Annotated in this window: 20 protein-coding genes; 4 read left to right on the top strand and 16 right to left on the bottom strand. The window is 65.6% G+C overall.

All coding sequences use genetic code 11. The features are described 5' to 3' along the window. The first annotated feature begins 28 nt into the window (after positions 1 to 28). Together rfbC and rfbB are read left to right on the top strand one after the other, a co-directional pair. Positions 29 to 598: a dTDP-4-dehydrorhamnose 3,5-epimerase gene (gene rfbC, locus OEW28_RS04985; protein ID WP_263733599.1), complete on the top strand. Its 570-nt coding sequence runs from the start codon at positions 29 to 31 to the stop codon at positions 596 to 598. Further along, positions 595 to 1635, top strand: coding sequence for a dTDP-glucose 4,6-dehydratase (gene rfbB / locus OEW28_RS04980; protein ID WP_263733598.1), 1041 nt, complete (start codon positions 595 to 597; stop codon positions 1633 to 1635). The genes rfbC and rfbB overlap by 4 nt, the downstream gene beginning before the upstream one ends. A 37-nt stretch (positions 1636 to 1672) precedes the next feature. On the opposite strand, the gene OEW28_RS04975 is transcribed toward rfbB, so the two are convergent. After that, positions 1673 to 3184, bottom strand: coding sequence for a DegQ family serine endoprotease (locus OEW28_RS04975; RefSeq protein WP_263733597.1), 1512 nt, complete (start codon positions 3182 to 3184; stop codon positions 1673 to 1675). 262 nt (positions 3185 to 3446) lie between these two features. On the opposite strand from OEW28_RS04975, the gene rfbD reads away from it, so the two are divergent. Beyond that, positions 3447 to 4316 (top strand): dTDP-4-dehydrorhamnose reductase, encoded by an 870-nt coding sequence (gene rfbD / locus OEW28_RS04970; protein WP_263733596.1) that lies wholly within the window; start codon positions 3447 to 3449, stop codon positions 4314 to 4316. Beyond that, a complete protein-coding gene (gene rfbA, locus OEW28_RS04965; protein WP_263733595.1) occupies positions 4313 to 5206 on the top strand; it encodes a glucose-1-phosphate thymidylyltransferase RfbA in 894 nt (297 codons plus the stop codon). Before rfbD ends, rfbA begins: the two co-directional genes overlap by 4 nt. A gap of 16 nt (positions 5207 to 5222) precedes the next feature. Here the strand turns inward: rfbA and OEW28_RS04960 are convergent, their stop codons facing one another. From OEW28_RS04960 to argC, 15 genes are all read right to left on the bottom strand, one after another. Further along, positions 5223 to 5510 carry a DUF1330 domain-containing protein gene (locus OEW28_RS04960; RefSeq protein WP_263733594.1) on the bottom strand — a complete coding sequence of 96 codons (288 nt, stop codon included), beginning with the start codon at positions 5508 to 5510 and terminating at the stop codon, positions 5223 to 5225. A gap of 169 nt (positions 5511 to 5679) precedes the next feature. Further along, positions 5680 to 6570, bottom strand: coding sequence for a bifunctional methylenetetrahydrofolate dehydrogenase/methenyltetrahydrofolate cyclohydrolase FolD (gene folD, locus OEW28_RS04955; RefSeq protein ID WP_263733593.1), 891 nt, complete (start codon positions 6568 to 6570; stop codon positions 5680 to 5682). A gap of 3 nt (positions 6571 to 6573) precedes the next feature. Next, positions 6574 to 6885, bottom strand: a complete 312-nt coding sequence (locus OEW28_RS04950) for a chorismate mutase (RefSeq protein WP_263733592.1) — start codon at positions 6883 to 6885, stop codon at positions 6574 to 6576. A gap of 74 nt (positions 6886 to 6959) precedes the next feature. Next, positions 6960 to 8636 (bottom strand): formate--tetrahydrofolate ligase, encoded by a 1677-nt coding sequence (locus tag OEW28_RS04945; protein ID WP_263733591.1) that lies wholly within the window; start codon positions 8634 to 8636, stop codon positions 6960 to 6962. A 194-nt stretch (positions 8637 to 8830) separates the two neighbouring features. Beyond that, positions 8831 to 9613 (bottom strand): methyltransferase domain-containing protein, encoded by a 783-nt coding sequence (locus OEW28_RS04940; RefSeq protein ID WP_263733590.1) that lies wholly within the window; start codon positions 9611 to 9613, stop codon positions 8831 to 8833. 209 nt (positions 9614 to 9822) lie between these two features. Continuing rightward, positions 9823 to 11733 (bottom strand): ATP-dependent zinc metalloprotease FtsH, encoded by a 1911-nt coding sequence (gene ftsH / locus OEW28_RS04935; RefSeq protein WP_263733589.1) that lies wholly within the window; start codon positions 11731 to 11733, stop codon positions 9823 to 9825. A 74-nt stretch (positions 11734 to 11807) separates the two neighbouring features. Continuing rightward, positions 11808 to 13058 carry a tRNA lysidine(34) synthetase TilS gene (gene tilS / locus OEW28_RS04930; RefSeq protein WP_263733588.1) on the bottom strand — a complete coding sequence of 417 codons (1251 nt, stop codon included), beginning with the start codon at positions 13056 to 13058 and terminating at the stop codon, positions 11808 to 11810. Next, positions 13055 to 13903, bottom strand: a complete 849-nt coding sequence (ybgF, locus tag OEW28_RS04925) for a tol-pal system protein YbgF (RefSeq protein ID WP_263733587.1) — start codon at positions 13901 to 13903, stop codon at positions 13055 to 13057. Before ybgF ends, tilS begins: the two co-directional genes overlap by 4 nt. 13 nt (positions 13904 to 13916) lie before the next feature. Continuing rightward, positions 13917 to 14441 (bottom strand): peptidoglycan-associated lipoprotein Pal, encoded by a 525-nt coding sequence (gene pal / locus OEW28_RS04920; RefSeq protein ID WP_263733586.1) that lies wholly within the window; start codon positions 14439 to 14441, stop codon positions 13917 to 13919. Between the two features lie 87 nt (positions 14442 to 14528). Next, a complete protein-coding gene (gene tolB / locus OEW28_RS04915; RefSeq protein WP_263733585.1) occupies positions 14529 to 15860 on the bottom strand; it encodes a Tol-Pal system beta propeller repeat protein TolB in 1332 nt (443 codons plus the stop codon). A 128-nt stretch (positions 15861 to 15988) separates the two neighbouring features. Beyond that, entirely contained in the window at positions 15989 to 17185 is a 1197-nt protein-coding gene (locus OEW28_RS04910; protein WP_263733584.1) for a hypothetical protein, read from the bottom strand. 5 nt (positions 17186 to 17190) lie between these two features. Beyond that, positions 17191 to 17673 (bottom strand): ExbD/TolR family protein, encoded by a 483-nt coding sequence (locus OEW28_RS04905; RefSeq protein ID WP_263733583.1) that lies wholly within the window; start codon positions 17671 to 17673, stop codon positions 17191 to 17193. Positions 17674 to 17676: 3 nt separating this feature from the next. Then, the gene (tolQ, locus tag OEW28_RS04900; RefSeq protein ID WP_263733582.1) at positions 17677 to 18372 is read right to left on the bottom strand and encodes a protein TolQ; all 696 of its coding nucleotides are present in this window, start codon (positions 18370 to 18372) and stop codon (positions 17677 to 17679) included. 129 nt (positions 18373 to 18501) lie between these two features. Then, positions 18502 to 18903: a tol-pal system-associated acyl-CoA thioesterase gene (gene ybgC / locus OEW28_RS04895; RefSeq protein WP_263733581.1), complete on the bottom strand. Its 402-nt coding sequence runs from the start codon at positions 18901 to 18903 to the stop codon at positions 18502 to 18504. Positions 18904 to 18916: 13 nt separating this feature from the next. After that, complete coding sequence (gene argC, locus OEW28_RS04890) at positions 18917 to 19831, bottom strand: N-acetyl-gamma-glutamyl-phosphate reductase (RefSeq protein WP_263733580.1); 915 nt, start codon at positions 19829 to 19831, stop codon at positions 18917 to 18919. Positions 19832 to 19834: the final 3 nt, after the last annotated feature.

The raw sequence follows: 19834 nt of genomic DNA, 5'->3' as shown, positions 1-19834 counted from the left end.
ATGAACATCAACAAGTCCAGGAACGGACATGCAGATAGAACAGACCGATCTGGAAGGGGTCATGATCCTGACGCCGCGCCGCTTCGGAGACGCCCGCGGCTGGTTTTCCGAAGTCTGGAACGCCCGCGTGCTGGCCGAGGCCGGAATCGCCACCCAGTTCGTTCAGGACAATCATTCCTATTCGCGCGACGCCGGCACGGTGCGCGGCCTGCACTACCAGTCGCCGCCCCATGCGCAAGCCAAGCTCGTCCGGTGCGGACGCGGGCGGATCCTTGACGTCGCGGTGGACATCCGCTCGGGGTCGCCCACCTACGGCAAATGGGTGGGGGTCGATCTGTCTGCCGAGGATGGCCGTCAATTGCTGATCCCCGCGGGGTTCCTGCACGGCTTCATCACGCGCGAGCCCGATTGCGAGGTGCTTTACAAGTGTTCGGATTTCTACGCGCCCGAGTGTGACGGAGCCGTCCGTTTCGACGACCCCGGTATCGGCATCGACTGGGGCATCGACCCGGCAACCGCGATCCTGTCGGACAAGGACCGCGCCGCGCAGTCCTTCGGCTCATTCCAGTCCCCCTTCACCCATGAGGCCCGCGGATGAAGATCCTCGTGACAGGGGGGGCTGGCTTTATCGGGTCGGCGGTCGTGCGCCACGCGATCCGCGCGGGCCATGCCGTCGTGAACCTGGACAAGTTGACCTATGCGGGCAGCCTTTCGAACGTGGCCGAGGTGGCGGACAGTCCGCGCTACAGCTTTGAGCAGGCCGATATCTGCGACAGGGCGCGCGTAGATGCAATCCTTGACCACCACCGGCCCGACGCGATCATGCACCTTGCAGCGGAAAGCCATGTCGACCGGTCCATCGACGGCCCTGCCGCCTTCATCGAAACCAACATCACCGGCACCTACACGATGCTGGAAGCCGCCCGCGCCTACTGGGCGGCTGCGGGCAAGCCTGCAACCTTCCGCTTCCACCACATTTCCACCGACGAGGTGTTCGGATCGCTCGGCGCGACCGGGCAGTTCACCGAGGACACGCCCTACGATCCCCGTTCGCCCTACTCCGCCTCCAAGGCGGCGTCCGACCATCTGGTCCGCGCATGGCATGAAACCTACGGGCTGCCGGTCGTGCTGACGAACTGTTCGAACAACTACGGCCCCTACCACTTCCCCGAAAAGCTCATTCCCGTGGTGATCCTCAAGGCGCTGGCCGGCGCCCCGATCCCCGTCTACGGCGCGGGCGACAACGTGCGGGACTGGCTTTACGTCGAAGACCACGCCGACGCGCTCTTGCTTGTCGTACAGAAGGGCCGGGTCGGGCGCAGCTACAACATCGGCGGCGAAAACGAAGCGACGAACCTGCAGATCGTGCGCCGGATCTGCGCGATCCTGGATGAAAAACGCCCCGGAAACCGGCCCTACGCTGAACAGATCAGCTTCGTCACGGACCGTCCGGGGCATGACAAGCGCTACGCCATCAACCCCGACCGCATCCGCAACGAACTGGGCTGGCGCCCCTCGGTCACGCTGGACGAGGGACTGGAAACAACGGTCCAGTGGTTTCTGGACCATGAGGGTTGGTGGCGCGCGCTCCAGAACCGCGACGGCGTTGGCCAGCGGCTTGGCGCCTCGGGATAGGTGATGGGGCGCAGCGCGCAGCCACGCCCCGACCACTTCAGCCGACGTGGAACGGGACGGCCACGAACGATCGTGCCTGACCGCGCGCGATCATGAGCAGCGCCGCCTCGCGGTGCTTGGCCTTGGCCTGATCGATTGCGGTGGCAACCTCGTCCGCAGTGGTGACGGGCGCCTGGTTCACCGACAGGATCACGTCGCCCTCGCGGATGTCCTTGTCGGCCGCCTCGCTTCCCGGCTCGACGCTGGAAACGATCGCGCCCTTGGTGCCTTCGGGCAGGCCAAGCGCCTCACCGTCCGACGGGGTCAGCGTCTTGACCGATAGGCCAAGGTCGGCAACAGCGACGCCCTGGCCGCTCTGGTTTGGCGCGGCAGCGATCTGATCGCCGTCCAATTTTCCGACCGTGACCGTGAGCTCGGACTGATCCCCGCCACGCAGCACCACCAGGGCCGCGTCCTGGCCCGGACTCAGGTCGGCGATGGCGCGCGAAAGGTCCTTTGGCGTCTCGATCTCGATGCCGTTGACCTTGAGGACAAGGTCCCCGACCTGGACGCCGGCAGCCTTCGCAGGCGAGTCCGGCTGGACCGAGGCGACCAGGGCACCGGCGGCCTGTTCAAGCCCGATCGCTGCCGCGATCTCATCGTCCACGGGCTGGATCGTCACGCCGATGAAGCCGTGCTCGATCGTGCCGTGTTCGATGATCTTGGCAACGACCTGCTGGGCGTGGGCCGCAGGGATCGCGAACCCGACCCCGACGTTTCCGCCGTTCGGGGAATAGATCGCCGTGTTGATGCCAACGACGGTGCCCTCGTCATCCACAAGCGGGCCGCCGGAGTTGCCGTGGTTGATCGCCGCGTCGACCTGGATGAAGTCGTCATACGGCCCCGAATGAAGATCGCGACCGCGGGCGGACACGATCCCGGCCGTCACCGTCGTGCCGATCCCGAAGGGATCGCCGATGGCAAGGACCGGATCACCGACCCTCAGCGCATCGCTGTCCCCCCAGCGAACGGTTGGCAGGCTTTCCGATGCCTCGACCTTGAGCACGGCGATATCGCTTTTCGTGTCGGTGCCGACAAGAGTTGCCGGCATTTCGCGACCGTCGTCCAGCGCAACGGTGATCCTTGTCGCACCGTCAACGACATGGTTGTTCGTCACGACATATCCGTCCGCCGAAACGATGAAACCGGATCCCAGGGCCCGGCCTTGCGGCGGCTGTTGAGGCGCCGGCCCCTGCCCCCCCGGCAGACCGGGGATGTTTTCGCCGAAGAAGCGGCGGAAGAACTCTTCTGGCGGGAAGCCCTGGGGGCCACCCTGATCCCGCTGCGAGACGGGGCGGACCATTTCGGTCGTGATCGTGACCACGGCGGGTTTGTTCGCCTCGACGATATCGGCATAGGACACAAGCGGATCGCCGACAGAGGCGGTGGCGGGTCCGGTGACATATGGAATGGGTGCCAGCGGCGCACCAAGCGCCGCGACGACGGCAAGTGTCGAAAGGCCGGCAATGACGCGCTTGCGGCCAGCGGAGGAAACTGTTTTTCCGATCATCTTCTCTTTCCTGCGAGACGGTGGAACTCGATGGCATCCTGCACCGCAAGGACGGTGGAGTGGTGTTGCCGGTCGTGGTCTCGCGCGCGGCCGGGCGCCATTCGAAGCCCTAGATCGGCATTGTTTTCGCATTTGGGAACGATGTGTCGGAATTTTCGCGAATGCGTGATGGATCGTGTTCCGGCGCGAGCGAGACCGGCGAATTTCATTTCCATCACCGGCTTCGCGTGCCAGAACTCGAACGTCCGCAGGTGAGGAAGGCATGCGACTACTGGTATTCGGTGAAACGGGGCAGGTCGCCCGCGAACTGGCGCGCAAGGCCGCCGGGCGGGGGCATCGGCTTGAAAGCCTCGGGCGGGGTGCCGCGGACCTGACCGATCCGGCCGCCTGCGCGGCTGCGGTCACCGCGAGCGCAGCGGACGCCGTCATCAATGCCGCCGCCTATACCGCCGTCGACCAGGCCGAGGCGGAGCCGTCGATCGCCCATACCGTCAATGCAGAGGCGCCCGGGGCCATGGCGCGGGCGGCAGCGGCGCGCGGCGTGCCGTTCCTTCATATGTCCACGGACTATGTCTTTGACGGGTCAGCCGATCGCGGCTGGAAGGAAAGCGACGCGACCGGCCCGCTTGGCGTCTATGGCCAGACCAAGCTGGCCGGTGAACATCAGATCGCCGCTGCCGATGGCAGGCATGTCATCCTGCGCACCTCCTGGGTCTTTTCCGCGCACGGCAGAAACTTCGTCAAGACGATGCTGCGCTTGGGCTTGGAACGGGAAGAGATTTCCGTGGTCGATGACCAGCGGGGCGGCCCGACCCCGGCCGACGACATCGCGCAGACCTTGCTGTTGTTGGCCGAAGGACTGTCGGCGGGCAGGCCAGGCGGCACCTTCCATTACGCCGGAGCTCCGACCGTGAGTTGGGCCGACTTCGCCGAGGCGATCTTTGACGCCGCTTTCCCGACCAGAAAGCCGCGCATCCGCCGCATCCCGTCCAGCGCCTATCCGACGCCGGCGCGACGGCCCGCCAATTCAGCGCTCGACTGCACGCGAATACGAGAAACACACGGCATAGGCCAACCCGACTGGCGCGCAGGGCTGGCGCGGGTGCTCAAGGAACTGGAGTCTGCACAATGACCGCGACAGGCCGCAAGGGCATCATTCTGGCGGGCGGATCGGGCACGCGGCTTTACCCGATCACCCATTCGGTCTCCAAGCAGATGCTGCCGCTCTACGACAAGCCGATGATCTACTACCCGCTTTCGGCCCTTATGCTGTGCCACATCCGCGAGGTCGCGATCATATCGACCCCGCGCGACCTGCCGCAGTTCCGCGCGCTCCTGGGCGACGGCTCGGCTTGGGGAATGCGCTTTGATTACATCGAGCAGCCCTCGCCCGACGGGCTTGCACAGGCGTATCTGCTGGCCGAAGACTTTCTGGGCGGCGCGCCATCGGCCATGGTGTTGGGCGACAACGTGTTCTTCGGACCGGGGCTTTCGGACAAGCTGAAAGCGGCGGACCGGCAGGAACGGGGCGGCACCGTCTTTGGCTACCGCGTCGCAGACCCGGAGCGTTACGGCGTGGTGGAGTTCGACCGTGACGGCCGCGTCCTGTCGATCGTCGAAAAGCCACGGCACCCGAAAAGCAACCATGCCGTCACCGGGATCTACTTCCTGGATGGAACCGCACCAGAACGGGCCCGCAGCATCCGCCCCTCGGCGCGCGGAGAGCTTGAGATCACCGATCTGCTCAATCTCTACCGGGCCGAAGGGCAGCTGAACGTCGAGCGCATGGGGCGTGGCTACGCATGGCTGGACACCGGAACCCACGAAAGCCTGCTGGAAGCGGCCGAGTTCATCCGCACGATCGAGGCACGCCAGAACCTGAAGGTCGGCTGCCCCGAGGAAATCGCGTTCCTGAACGGCTGGATCGCGGCCGATGCACTGCGCGAACTTGCCAAGCCCTACCTCAAGACCCAGTACGGCAGGTATCTTGCCCGTATCGCCGACGAGGCCGAAGCGGAATGATCAAGCCGTTTCGGCGTCACACCCCTTCGATCACGATGATGTCGTTTTCGCTGGATTCCGTCTGAAGCTTCTGCGCTTCGCGGTATTCCGGCGAATTGTAGCAGGCCAGCGCCGCGTCGTAGCTGTCGAACTCGATCACCACGTGGTGTTCGCGCGCATGACCGACAAGGCATTGGAAACGCCCGCCCCTGACGATGAAGCGGCCTCCGAACCTGGCAAACGCAGCCGCGTTAGCCGCCTTGTAGCGCTCATACGCATCCGGATTCTTAACGGTGATGTGACCGATCCAGTGCCCCTTCGCCATATCCCGACCCTCGCACGACTGCGGCGGGGATCCAGTCTGACACAGGTCGGAACGATGCGTAAGATCGGGGGCTGGGGCGACCGATCAGCGCCAGCCAGCAATGCGCGACCTTAGCAAAAGGAAAACCCCGGCAGCAGCCGGGGTTCGACGTCTTTGCGGTGTCTTTGCCTCAGGCGGTGAGCCCTTCGGGTTCGGCCAGGCCATTCGCCCGGCAGCACGCGGTCAGCGTGTTCGCCAGCAGGCAGGCGATAGTCATCGGCCCGACACCGCCGGGAACCGGGGTGATCGCACCCGCAACCGTGGCCGCGCTGGCAAAGTCCACGTCGCCCACCAGCACGGTCTTGCCGTCGCGCTCGATCCGGTTGATGCCGACGTCGATCACGGTGGCGCCCGGCTTGACCCAGTCGCCCGGGATCATCTCGGGGCGGCCAACTGCGGCGACCAGGATGTCGGCGCGGCGGCAGACCTCGCCCAGGTCCTTGGTGCGGCTGTGCGCGATCGTCACGGTGCAGCTGTCGCCCAACAGAAGCTGCGCCATCGGCTTGCCGACGATGTTCGAACGGCCGACCACGACGGCGTCCATCCCGGCGAGCTTGCCGTGATGGTCACGCAGCATCATCAGGCAGCCGAGCGGCGTGCAGGGCACCATGCTTTTCTGCCCGGTTCCCAGAAGCCCGACGTTCGAGATGTGGAAGCCATCGACGTCCTTCGCGGGATCGATCGAGTTGATGACCAGGTCCGAATCCAGATGTTTCGGCAGCGGCAACTGGACCAGGATCCCATGGACTGCCGGATCGTTGTTCAGCTTGTCGATCAGCGCCAGAAGGTCGGCCTCGGACGTTGTCGCGTCAAGCTTGTGCTCGTAGGAGTTCATGCCCGACTCGACGGTCGACTTGCCCTTCGAGCGGACATAGACCTGGCTGGCCGGGTCTTCGCCGACCAGAACCACGGCAAGACCCGGAGTGATCCCATGATCGGTCTTGAGCCGCGCAACGTGTTCGGCCACCTGGCCCCGCACCTTGGCCGCAAAGGCCTTGCCGTCGATGATTTGCGCCGTCATGTCCTAATCCCTCTTCAGCGTGTCCGGGCCAAGCCGGCGTTCTTCCCGCGCGATCGACCATTCGATGAGCCGCCGCCACAGTTCCTCGACCAGCGCGGGGTCCAGGCCATCGGCCTGCGCACGCGCCGTCACCTTGGCCACAACCTCCTCGACCCGTTCCTCGATCCGGGCGGGAAGGCCGTTGGCCTTCTTGAGTTCGCAAGCGCGGTCGATATATCCGGCGCGCTCGACAAGCTTCGCGACCAGCTCGGCATCCAGCCTGTCGATCTCTGCCCTGAGTTCGGGCATCGAATGGCAATCCGCCGGCGCCTTCATCGCTATCGCTCCACAAGATCAGATCGGGCGCGTAATAACGCGCCCGATCCGTTATCGCAACTTGGGACCGCCGATCAGAACAGACCTTCGACGTTGCCCTCGTCGTTGATGCGGATGACCTCGGCGGCCGGGGTCTTGGGCAGACCCGGCATGGTCATGATCTCGCCGCAGATGACGACGATGAAGCCCGCGCCGGCCGAAAGCCGGACTTCGCGCACCGGGACCGAGTGGCCGGTGGGCGCGCCACGGCGGTTCGGGTCGGTGGTGAAGCTGTACTGGGTTTTCGCCATACAGACCGGCAGGTGGCCGTAACCGGCGTCTTCCCAGGTCTTCAGCTGGTCGCGGATCGACTTGTCGGCCAGCACTTCGTCGGCATGGTAGATGCGCTTGGCGACTGTTTCGATCTTCTGGAACAGCGGCATGTCATCCGGATACAGAGGCGCGAAGTTCGCGCTGCCGCCTTCGGCAAGCTCGACGACCTTGTTCGCCAGATCCTCGATCCCCGCGGAACCGTTGGCCCAGTGCTTGCAGAGGATCGCTTCCGCACCCTGCTCGGCGACATAGGCCTTGACCGCCGCGACTTCGGCATCCGTGTCCGAGTAGAAGTGGTTGATCGCGACGACGACCGGCACGCCGAACGACTTCACGTTGGCGATATGACGGCCCAGGTTCGGGCAGCCCTTCTTGACGGCCTCGACGTTCTCGGCCCCCAGGTCGGCCTTGGCGACGCCGCCGTTCATCTTCATCGCGCGCACGGTGGCAACGATGACGGCAGCGGCAGGCTTCAGCCCCGCCTTGCGGCACTTGATGTCGAAGAACTTTTCAGCGCCGAGGTCTGCGCCGAAGCCGGCTTCGGTCACGACGTATTCGCCCAGTTTCAGCGCGGTCTTCGTCGCGATGACCGAGTTGCAGCCGTGCGCGATGTTCGCGAAGGGGCCGCCGTGCACGAAGGCCGGGTTGTTTTCCAGCGTCTGCACGAGGTTCGGCTGCATCGCGTCCTTGAGCAGAACGGTCATCGCGCCGTCGGCCTTGATGTCGCGGCAGTAGATCGGCGATTTGTCGCGGCGGTAGGCGACGACGATGTCACCGAGGCGCTTTTGCAGGTCTTCCAGGTCCTTTGCAAGGCACAGGATCGCCATGACTTCCGAGGCCACGGTGATGTCGAAGCCGGTCTGGCGCGGGAAGCCGTTCGACACGCCGCCAAGCGACACGACGATATCGCGCAGCGCGCGATCGTTCATGTCCATGACGCGGCGCCAGGAAACGCGGCGCTCGTCGATCTGAAGCTCGTTGCCCCAGTAGATATGGTTGTCGATCATCGCCGACAGCAGGTTGTGCGCCGAGGTGATCGCGTGGAAGTCGCCGGTGAAGTGGAGGTTCATTTCCTCCATCGGGACAACCTGGGCGTAACCGCCGCCCGCCGCGCCGCCCTTCATGCCGAAGTTCGGCCCGAGCGAGGCTTCGCGGATGCAGATCACGGCTTTCTTGCCGATGCGGTTCAGACCGTCGCCAAGGCCCACGGTGGTCGTGGTCTTGCCTTCACCGGCCGGCGTCGGGTTGATCGCCGTGACCAGGATCAGCTTCCCGTCCGGGCGCCCTTCGAGCGAGCGGATGAAGTCCTGGCTGACCTTCGCCTTGTCATGGCCGTAGGGCAGGAGGTGCTCGGTCGGAATGCCAAGCTTGTCGCCGATCTGCTGGATCGGCTGTTTTTTCGCTTCACGCGCGATTTCGATGTCGGTCTTGAACGCCATATTCCTCGTGTCTCCCTGCGGTAAGCGTCGGGTTCCGCCCCTCTTAGCTGACGGAATGCCGTCGTATTCGGAGATTTCCGACACTTAATTTGTCGGAATCGCCAGCGGCAAAGAACTTCATGAAAGCTTCACCGTCGCGCCGTTCACGATCGGAAACGGACGTTCCGATCTGGCACGCCCCCCCTGCGCCTGGCTCAGCGTTGAAGGACGAAGAACAGCCTTCGGAACGGAAACAGGACCGATCCGTCGGATTCGACCGGATAGGCCGATGCCAGGGCGGCTTCATACCGCGCCAAGAAGGCGGCAAGCTCTGTGCCGGAAAGCTTGTCGGCAAACGGCCGCATGGCGGTGGATTCGGTGAAGCGTCGGACCGGGTGCCCCCCATCCGTAGGCGCGAGCCGCTGCACGTAGTCGGTTTCCCAGACATCCGCGCTGCCAAGCGGCGCCAGCATCCTGTGATACTCGACCGGTGCCGAAACCGGCGCCTTCCAGCCGGTGAAGTCGAAACGGTCCGGGAACATTTCGGCCGCGAATTCCCGCAGGAAGCGGTGCGACGGCGCGCCGTACTGGCGCGGCATCTGCACGGCCAGCACGCCGCCGGGTGCAAGAGATTCGGCAAGCCTGGACACAAGCGCCCCATGGTCTCCGAGCCACTGCAGGGTGGCGTTCGAAAAGACCAGCGCGGGGGCGGCTGCGGGCTCCCACCCGGCGATGTCGGCCGCGAGCAGTTCGTCGTAGTCCTCGGTCTTCGCCGCTTCCGCCAGCATCGCCGGGGATGCATCCACCCCGGTGATACGCCGGCCCGGAAAACGGTGACGAAGCGCGGCCCCAACCGAACCCGACCCGCAGCCAAGGTCCACGATGTCCCCCTGCACTCGGATGTCGCCCACGCGATGCATCAGATCCAGCGCGGGCCTGAGCCGCAGATCGGCGAAGCGCGCATAGGCCGCGGGATTCCAGTCAGAGCTTCCGGTCATGCTGCGCCATTCCTTCCGGCAAGGTTCCGGCCGCATGGTCGGACGCCGAACAGTAGGGGCTTCATGGCCCGGCTTTCAACCCATCTCTTGCACCGAAGTCCCGATGTTTCCCGAGGGCGGCTTCACGGACCGGAACGACAGAGACGCACCCGGGTCGGCACATGCGAAAGGCCCCCGCGGGGGCCTTTCACCAGATCGTTTCGACCGCGTTACGCCGAGGGTTCGGGCTCCATCCCGCCCTTGGGCGATTTCGGCTTGGTCTTGGGAATGGCCGTGACGCTGGGGGCGTTTCCTTCGTCGGGCTTGTCGCCGTCATCGTCGTCGGAAACCGGGGGATCGCCGCGCATCACGCGCTTGATCTCGTCACCGGTCAGGGTTTCGTACTCCAGAAGCCCCTGCGCCAACCGCTCGAACTCTTCTGAGTTCTCTTCGATGATCCGCGACGCGGTGGCATAGCCTTCGTCGATGAAGCGCTTGACCTCTTCCTCGATCAACTCCTTGGTATGCGCCGAGACCGAGAAACCGCCGGTGTTGCCGCGATACCCTTCGTGGGCTTCGGAATAGTCGATGTTGCCGACCTTGTCCGACATGCCCCAACGCATGACCATCGCGCGCGCAAGGCTCGAGGCCTGCTGGATGTCGCCCACCGGACCGGACGACACGCTGTCGGCGCCGTACTTGTAGATCTCGGCCGCCTTGCCCGCCATGGTCATGGCGATCTTTTCGCGCGCCTCGTCCTTGAGCATCTGCAGCTTGTCCATTTCCGGCAGGCTCACGACCATGCCAAGCGCGCCGCCGCGCGGGATGATCGTCGCCTTGTAGACCGGGTCGGTCTTGGTCAGCTTCAGACCCACGATGGCGTGGCCGGCTTCGTGATAGGCGGTCTTTTCCTTCTGGTCCTGGGTCATGACCATCGACCGGCGCTCGGCACCCATCATGACCTTGTCCTTGGCGCTTTCGAAGTCATCCATCGTGACGAAACGCCGGCCGACGCGCGCGGCCATCAGCGCTGCCTCGTTCACGAGGTTCGCAAGGTCCGCGCCCGAAAAGCCCGGCGTGCCGCGCGCGATGATGCGCAGGTCCACGTTGGGCCCCAGGGGCACCTTGCGGGCATGAACACCCAGGATCTTTTCGCGGCCCTTGATGTCGGGATTCGGCACGGTGATCTGGCGGTCGAAGCGGCCAGGACGCAGCAGCGCGGGGTCCAGGACGTCGCGACGGTTGGTCGCGGCGACGATGATCACGCCTTCGTTCGCATCGAAGCCGTCCATTTCGACCAGCAACTGGTTCAGTGTCTGTTCGCGCTCGTCGTTGCCGCCGCCGATGCCGACACCACGGGCACGACCCACCGCGTCGATTTCGTCGATGAACACGATGCAGGGCGCGTTCTTCTTGGCCTGCTCGAACATGTCGCGCACGCGGGACGCGCCGACGCCCACGAACATCTCGACGAAGTCTGAGCCGGAAATGGTGAAGAAGGGCACACCCGCCTCGCCAGCGATGGCGCGGGCCAGAAGCGTCTTACCGGTGCCCGGAGGGCCGACCAGAAGCGCGCCTTTCGGGATCTTGCCACCGAGGCGCGAGAACTTCTGCGGGTTGCGCAGGAATTCGACGATCTCCTCAAGCTCTTCCTTGGCCTCGTCGATGCCCGCGACATCGTCGAAGGTCACCCGGCCCTGCCGCTCGGTCAGCAGCTTGGCGCGGCTCTTGCCGAAGCCCATCGCCCCGCCCTTTCCGCCACCCTGCATCCGGTTCATGAAGAAGATCCAGACTCCGATCAGAACCAGGAATGGCATCCAGAAGCCGAACAACGACAAGAAGCCGGACTGTTCCTGGCGCTTCGCGATCACGTTGACGTTCTTGTCGATCAACTGGTCCGTGATGGTTTCGCCAAGCGGGCGGATCGTGGTGAGCTGCTTGCCGTCCGTCGTTCGGATCTGCACCGTCTCGCCGTCCAGCGTCACACTTTCGACTTCGCCCTTGTCCACGCGCTGAATGAACTCGGAGTAGGAAATGGTGTTGGCCCCCACGCCGGTCGGGTCGCCCTTGAACAGGGTGAACAGCGCCAGGACGAGCAGGAACAGCACGACCCAGAAGGCCAGGTTTCTCGCGTTACCCAAGGGGAACCTCCAAAAAATTCCTTATCCGCTCGCGCGGCGGTCTTGTCCTTAAAATAGAGATATGCCGGTCAGGTTCAATGCGCGAAAATGGAAGAGATGAAGCTCTGGACGCTGAACAGCGGTTCCGCGCGCCAATTGCTGCCAAACAAGGCGATTGGCGCGGCGACAAGCCGCGCGCCGCTCCACACCGCAGGTGATGCGACCAGAGTGGCGTAGGGCAGTCCCGAAGCGCGCGGATCATCAAGCTGCGCCATCCCCTCGGGCCCCAGTGCCCTGATCTCTGCCCCCTGCAAAGCTGGACCAGCCATGCGCCAGCGCCCATCCCAGACCTCTCCGACGGGAACGGTCAGGCCCGCCACCGCCCGATGTTCCCGCGCGACCCGATAGGCGCGCCCGGTCGCCGAAAGAAGCGTGCCCGCCAGCGTCCTGCGCCCGCCCCGCGCCAGCGCCGCCGCGGCTTCGGTCAGCGGTTCGAACCGGGGGCGGTACTCGGCCGAAGCGACAAACCGGACCGCGTGCGCCAGAAGCCTCAGGCGAACTTCTTCGGGCGCGGCATCGAAACCGTCGCGGGCAATCACCACGTCTCCCGCCTCGATCGTGCAGGCGACGCGCGCAAGATCGGCCACCGCGCTATCCAGGGCCGAACGCGCCCGCGCCATCCGCCCTGCCGTTTCCGTCAGACGGGGAACCGTCAGGCCGAGGGGGGCGAGCAGGTCCAGCGCCTTGCGCGCCCTGACGCGGTCATAGCGTTCGTCGGCGTTCGTCGGATCCTCGACCCAGCCGACGCCCCGGGCGGACAGGTCGTCGCGCAGTGCCTGCCTGCGGACACCCAGAAGCGGCCGCACCCATTCGATGCCGTGGGACCGCCTGCGCGGCGCCATCCCCGACAGGCCGTCCACCCCGGAGCCCCGCGCGAGCCGCAGAAGAAAGGTCTCGGCCTGATCGTCGCTGGTGTGGGCCAAGGCCACCGTCCCGATTTCGCTGTCCCTCGCCCAGTTGGCGATCAGGGCCTGCCGCGCGCGCCGCGCCGCGTCCGACAGGTTGCCGCGGCCGTCCCAGCCGGTCCATCGCAGCGTCGCATGATCGACGCCAAGTTGCGCACAGAGCGCCGCCACCAGAGCGGCTTCCTGCGCGGATTCGGGGCGAAGGGTGTGATCGACGGTCACGGCGGCAAGCTTGGGGCCGCCCTCGGCGCGCAAGTCGGCCAGAAGACACAGAAGCGCGGTCGAATCCCCGCCTCCGGAAACGGCAACGCCCAGGCGGTCGGGCCGCCCGGGCGCAAAGAAATCCCGCAATGCGTCCTTCGGATGCACCGTGGCCGTCACTGGCACCCGAGGCTTTGCATCGTGGACGCCGCTTCTGCCGCCTCCTGCGACTGCGGGAACCGTCGCGGCACCTCGCCAAGGGTCACGCAAGCCTCCTGGACCTGGCCGAGGATCCCCAAGGCTGCTCCCAGCCGCAGCAACGCAGCCGGAGCTTTCGGCCCGTCGGGCGCGCCCGAAAACGCGTCCAGATAGGCCCGCGCCGCGCCTGATGTGTCGCCCAGCCCGGCAAGCGCCTCGCCACGCAGGAACTGCGCGTCACCCATCAGCGGACTGCCGGGATAGGTCTGGGAAAAGGCCGCGAATTGGTCTGCTGCGGCCTGATACTCTCCGCCGTCCAGAGCCGCCTTTGCGCGCTCGAAATCAGCTTTCTCGCTGATCGCAAGCTCGGGCGTGCCTCCATTTGCCGCAGCGCTTGCCGCCGGCGCCGTCGATGGCGCGGGTGCCGCGACGGCACCCGCCCCCGCCGACCCGCCCAGCATGCCGGTGATCGGCATGTTCGACACGTCGCAACCCTCTTCAAGTTCGCAGATGCGGAACTCGAGGTCGCCAATCCGGTTGGTCCCGTCCGTCACGACGCGGTCGATGCGGTTCTGCAACTCTTCGGTCCGCGCGGTCAGGCGGACGATCTCGGCCTCCATGGCGTTCATGCGATCCAGCGCGCTTGTGCCGCCGGCCGACTGCATCGCCGTCTGACCGCCGGTCACAAGCTCGGACCTGAGCGATTGCAGGTCCTGCGCAAGCCGCATCAGCTCCGACCTGAGTTCGGCCAGCGTTTCGGCATCCTGGGCGGCAGCCGGAAGGGCCGCCGCCGCGAGCAGGGTGGAAAGAACCAACGCCCGGATCATGCGATGACCCGTATCAGACGCCGCCGCCCACGGTGATCACCGTCACCGCGCGCCGGTTCTGTGCATAGCAGGTTTCGTCCGAGCAGATCGCAAGGGGACGTTCCTTGCCGTAGGAGACGGTGCGAAGGCGCGCGGGCGACACGCCCTGTGCGATCAGGAATTCCTGCACGGCGTTGGCGCGGCGCGCGCCAAGCGCAATGTTGTATTCCCGCGTGCCCTGTTCGTCGGCGTGGCCTTCGATGACCGCGTTGTACTGCGGATGCTGGTTCATCCACTGCGCTTGCCCCGCCAGGACGTTTTGCGATTCCATCGTCAGGATCGACTGGTCGACCGAGAACCGGACCGTGTCGCCGATCGTCTGATTGAAATACGCCGGAGAGTTCGGGTCGTTCGGATCGCCGAGCGAGGCGGTGTTAATCCCGCCCGCACCGCCGGCGCCACCGGCACCCGCCCCGCCCGCACCGAACCGGTCGGGATTGTTACAGGCCGAAACACCCAGTGCGCCAGCCAGAAGAAGGATCATCGAGAATTTGTTCATTGCCTTGCCGCCTCTAGTTTATGGCTCGATGGCCGTTACCTTATCATTCCGCCCGGCACTTGGGAACGCCGTGCCGGGCTTTGTTCTTCAGGGCAAAAGCGGAGACCAAGCGGGGTCTGACGCCGCGCCCTCGGTCGGAACCGCCCGCAGGTTCCGGCCCGAGATGTCGACCGAATAAAGCTGTGCGGATCCGCCTGCACCCGCGCTTTCGCGCGTGAACATGATGACGCGCCCGTTGGGGGCCCAGGTGGGCCCCTCATCCAGGAAGGATGCGGTCAAAAGCCGCTCTTCGCTGCCGTCCGCGCGCATGACGCCGATATGGAAGCGGCCGGCGTTCTGCTTGGTGAAGGCGATCAGGTCGCCGCGCGGGCTCCAGACCGGCGTGCCGTAGCGACCCTCGCCAAAGCTGATGCGCGTTGGTTCTCCACCGCCGACCGGCATCACGTAAAGCTGCTGGGTTCCTGACCTGTCGCTTTCAAACACGATCCGGCTGCCATCGGGCGAAAACGACGGCGCCGTTTCGATCGACGGCGCGTTCGTGAGCCGCACGGGCTGGTTCGACCCAAGAGCCAGGGCGTAGATGTCGGTATTGCCGCCCTGTTCGACCGAATAGATCACCGTTCCCCCGTCGGGCGAGAAGCGCGGCGCAAAGGTCATGTTGCCGGACAGATCGGCAAGCGGCCGCGACGTGACCGACGCTATGTCCAGCATCTTGATCCGCGGAAAGCCGGTCTCGTACGAGGTATACAGAACCCGGCTGCCGTCCGGCGAAAAGCGTGGTGCCAGCACGATGGCCGAACTGTCGGTCAGGTACTGAACGCTGGCGCCGTCATAGTCCATGATGGCCAGACGCTTCAGCCGCTGGTCTTTCGGACCGCTTTCCGAGACGAATACCACCCGGCTGTCGAAATAGCCGCTTTCGCCGGTGATACGCGAATAGACCTGGTCGGCCACCTTGTGTGCGATCCGCCGCCAGTTGTCGGACCCGCCCCCGAACTGAAGCCCGTCGCCCATGGGCTGTCCCGAAAACACGTCGAAGAGGCGGAACTTGACGTTCAGCCGCCCGTCGGATCCCAATGCCACCGACCCCGTGACCAGCGCCTGCGCGTTGATGGCCTTCCAGTCCGCATAGGACACCGGCGCGTCGAAGTTCGTGACCCGCGCGATATGGGCGGACTGGGGAATCTCTCGGAAAAGGCCAGTGCCCGCCAGGTCCGCCGCCACCACGCGGGTGATCTGGTCGGCGAACTCTGCCGCCGAGGGGTTTTCAGCGATGAACGCGGGGGCCGCAAAGGGCAATGGTTCGATCACGCCCTCTTCGATCACGATGCGCAGGGGACCGTTCTGCGCCATCGCGGGCATCGCGACAGGGGCAAGCACGGCCAGGGCCAGGCAGAGGTTGCGTAGGATCCGGGACATTCTTCCTCCGGCAGAGGGTTGGGTGGGGCTTTGCGATGTCCTGACGGTCATCGCAATCGGGGCCGCGTCGCGCAAGCCCGCTGTGGACAGTTGGGCGGCTGGCCGCCGGGCGGATGACGAAAGAGTGATCATCTCAGCCTCATCTTTTCGGGGTTGAAGACGATCTCGATCTCTTTCCATTGCTCGTACTTTTCTCGCGGAAGCGGGTAGCCCTCGCCGGCGCAGCGCAGGATCGCGCGGCGGCCGGCCTCGAACGCCTGCTTGGCCGAGGTCTCGTCGCCGCCCTCGTAGCTCACCATCCGGATCGAGCTGGAGTCGGGCTTGCCGTCGGGGGACATGCCCACCGAAACCGTCACGATCGTGCGCAGCGCATCGGTGGACAGCGCGCCAACATTCCAGCACTGCTTCACGGCGACCACCAGCGCGTCCTTTTCGCCCCCTGTCATCGGCGGGCCACTGGGTGCGGTGCCGGTGCCGGGTGCCGGCTCTTCGGACGCCGCACCTGCCAGCGCTTCGGCCAGGGCATCGGCGACGGCGTCGGATTGGCTGGGGCTCTCTGCCTCGGACGCCGGCTCGGCGGGCTTCGCCGCAGCCGTCGTTTCGGGCTGCGCTTCTGGCGTCTTCGGCTTCTCGGGCCGCGCCTTTGGGCGCGCCGAAGTCAGAGGCGCGGCAGAGGCCACCTCTTCGGTATCCTTGTTTTCTTCGGTCTCCAGGACCTCTCCCGCCTCTTCGGGCGCAGCGGCCTCCTGTGTTTCCTGCGGCTGCGCCTCCTCTGCCGGTGCCTCCACCGTCTGTTCCACGGTGTCGGGCGCTGGCGCAGCGTCTGGCTCGGGCGCCTCGGTCGGAACCGGCGCCACGCGCGGTGCGGGCCGCGGGGTGGGCCGCTTGGAAACCTCGGTCATGATGGTCGCAGACGGTTCCTCGACCGGGGGCATGATCGGGCTGGGCGGTGTGTCCGTGACCTCCGCCGCGGGAGGCGTCAGTTCCGTCACATCGGGGGCAACATCAGGCTCGGGCTCGGCGACCGGAGGTTCCGGCGTCACGGTTTCGGGCTCGGCCTCGTCGACGGGTGCGGGCGCGGGCTCTTCGGCCGCGGGGGGCGCGGGCAAGGACGGCTGTGCCGGCGTTTCTTCCGGGGCCCTGGGTGCGGCGGCGACCATCGCTTCGTATTCCGCCGCCGAGATCAGCGAAACCTCGGTCGCGACCGAAGTCGGAGGCATATCGTGCGAAAAGAAGATCCCGCCCACCAGCAACCACAGGATCACCCCGAGGTGAAATCCTGCCGATACGATGAAGCCGATGCGTTTGGATCTGTCGCGGGGCATCTGCCCTAGTTCCCGCCCTGAGCGCCGAAACTGGGGCCACCCGCGTCCGTCACCAGCACGATATTGCCGAATCCGGCAGAGTTCAGCGCGCCCATGACCTGCACCACCCGCTCATAGGGAATGGTGCCGTCGGCCCGCAGGAACAGCTTGTCGCTGGTGCGCTCCGCCGAGACCGCCATGAGCTTGCCGATCAGCTCGCCCTCGACGATGGGTTCGTTCTGGATCGAGATCGTGCCGTCCGCCTGCACCGAAATGGTCAGGGGTTCTTCCTGTTCGGTCGCAACCGCCTGAGCGGCGGTCTTGGGCAACTCGAGCGGCACCCCCACCACCTGAAGGGGCGAGGCCACCATGAAGATGACCAGAAGCACAAGCATCACGTCGACGAAGGGCGTGACGTTGATTTCGCTCATCATCTGCGAACTGCCGCGACGGCCTCGGCGACGGTTCCGCCCGCCCCTGCCGCCACCCTTGATGACACCGGCCCCCATGGCTCAGGCGTCCAACTGGCGCGACAGGATCGTTGAGAATTCGTCCGCGAAGGCCTCGTACCCCGCGACGATGCGGTCGCCGTCGGTCGACAGCTTGTTGTAGAAGATCACGGCGGGGATGGCGGCCAGAAGGCCGAGCGCAGTCGCCAGAAGCGCCTCGGCGATGGTGGGCGCCACGACCGAGAATGACGTGCTTTGCGAAATCGCGATCTGTTCAAAGGCGACCTTGATGCCCCAGACGGTGCCGAACAGGCCGATGAACGGCGCGGTCGAGCCCACGGTCGCCAGAACGGGCAGCCCGCGCATCACATCCTCGGTCGCCTTCTGGATGGCAACGTCCATGGAGCGGTCGATGCGGGCCTGCGCGCCCGCGATCAGTTCGCCGTCCTGCCGGTGGGACCGGCGCCATTCGACCATGCCGCTGGCAAAGATCTTTTCCGACGCGCCGTCGGGCTGGCCGCCGATACGTTCGAACAGTTCATCCAGCGGCTCGCCGGACCAGAAGGCCCGGTCGAAGACCGCTGCCTCGCGCCGTGCGGTCCGGTACGAGATGAACTTCTGAACGATGATCGCCCAGGACCAGACCGAGGCCACGGTCAGGATGATCATCACAAGCTGAACGGTCAGCGTCGCGCGCATGAAAAGCGCAACCAAGGAGAAGTCGATCTCCTGCGCCATCGCAAGGGTTTCGGTTTCCATCAGGATCTGCTCGCCGGTTAGGCCGCGTTTCAGGCGGCTCTGATTTGACGTGATATTATCTTGCTTTCTTGGACGATGCCAACAGATTGCCGTGACCGGCCGTAACGCAATCCGCCTGAACGGGCGCTATCAGTGCTGCGAAGGCTCCATCTTTCGGCGAAGTTCCGCCGGTATCCGCGCGGGCTGGCCTGCGTCGGTCAGGCAGACCAGCGTGACCACCGCTGCGAAAAGCCGCTCACCGCCGCGCAACACATCCTGCTCCAGCACGATCCGCGCGCCGCTTGTCGCCTGGGGACGGGTCAGCACCGTAAGCTCGTCGTCGAACTTGCCGGGACGCAGATAATCAGCCTCGATCCGGCGAACGGCAAAGACGATGCCCGCCTCGGCCTTCAGGCGGGCCTGATCGATGCCAAGCGCGCGCACCCATTCGCTGCGCGCGCGCTCGATGAACTTGAGGTAGTTGGCGTAGTACACGATGCCGGCAAGGTCGGTGTCTTCGTAATAGACGCGCAGACCGAATTCGTGGACCATTCCATCAGGCGCGTCAGAGACCGCGCCCCTCCTCGATGCCCAGCATGATGTTCAGGTTCTGGACCGCCGCGCCGGACGCGCCCTTGCCAAGGTTGTCCAGCACCGCGATCAGCGTTGCGGCGCCGGTTTCGGGGTTGCCATGCACCGACAGCTCCAGCCGGTTGGTTCCGTTCAGCCGCTGTGGCATGACCCGCGGCTGGTCGGCCGACGCCGGCACGACCGAAACGAAGGCCTCGCCCGCATAGGCATCCGCCAGTGCGGCTTCGGCGGCCGCGATCCCGTCGCTGCCCAGCTCGAGCTCGACCGCAACCGCCATGCCCTGCGCATAGTCCCCGACAGACGGAACGAAAACCGGCGCGCGATCCAGAAGCCCGTGAAGACGGATTTCCGGAAGGTGCTTGTGCGCTTGCCCCGTGCCATAGAGGAACGATCCCGAGACCTTGCCGCTTTCGAATTCCTCGATCATCGCCTTGCCGCCGCCGGTATAGCCGGACACCCCGGAAATCGAGGGTGGCCGCGACGGATCGATGATCCCGGCTGCGACCAGCGGCCGGATCAGCGCGATGGCGCAGGTCGACCAGCAACCCGGGTTCGACACCCGTTGCGCACCCGCGATCGCCGCGCGCTGGCCCGATGCCATCTCGGCGAAGCCGAAGACCCAGTCCGGATCCACGCGATGCGCGGTCGAGGCGTCGATGACCCGGGCGTTCATCGCCTTCAGGTCCGGCGCGACCTCGTGCACCGCCGGATCGGGAAGGCAAAGGATCGACACATCGGCCTCGGCGAAGGCGTCCAGCCGCGCGGCGCGGTCCTTCCGGGCCGTCTCGGACAGGGAAATCAGACGGATGTCGTCACGGCCCTGAAGACGCTCGCGGATCTGCAGACCCGTCGTTCCCACTTCGCCGTCGATGAACACCTTCTTCGCCATCTG

This window comes from Albidovulum marisflavi, from assembly GCF_025751435.1.
Taxonomy (GTDB): domain Bacteria; phylum Pseudomonadota; class Alphaproteobacteria; order Rhodobacterales; family Rhodobacteraceae; genus Albidovulum; species Albidovulum marisflavi.
Note: the sequence above shows the minus strand (reverse complement) of the source record. Positions and strands in the feature narration are given on the sequence as shown.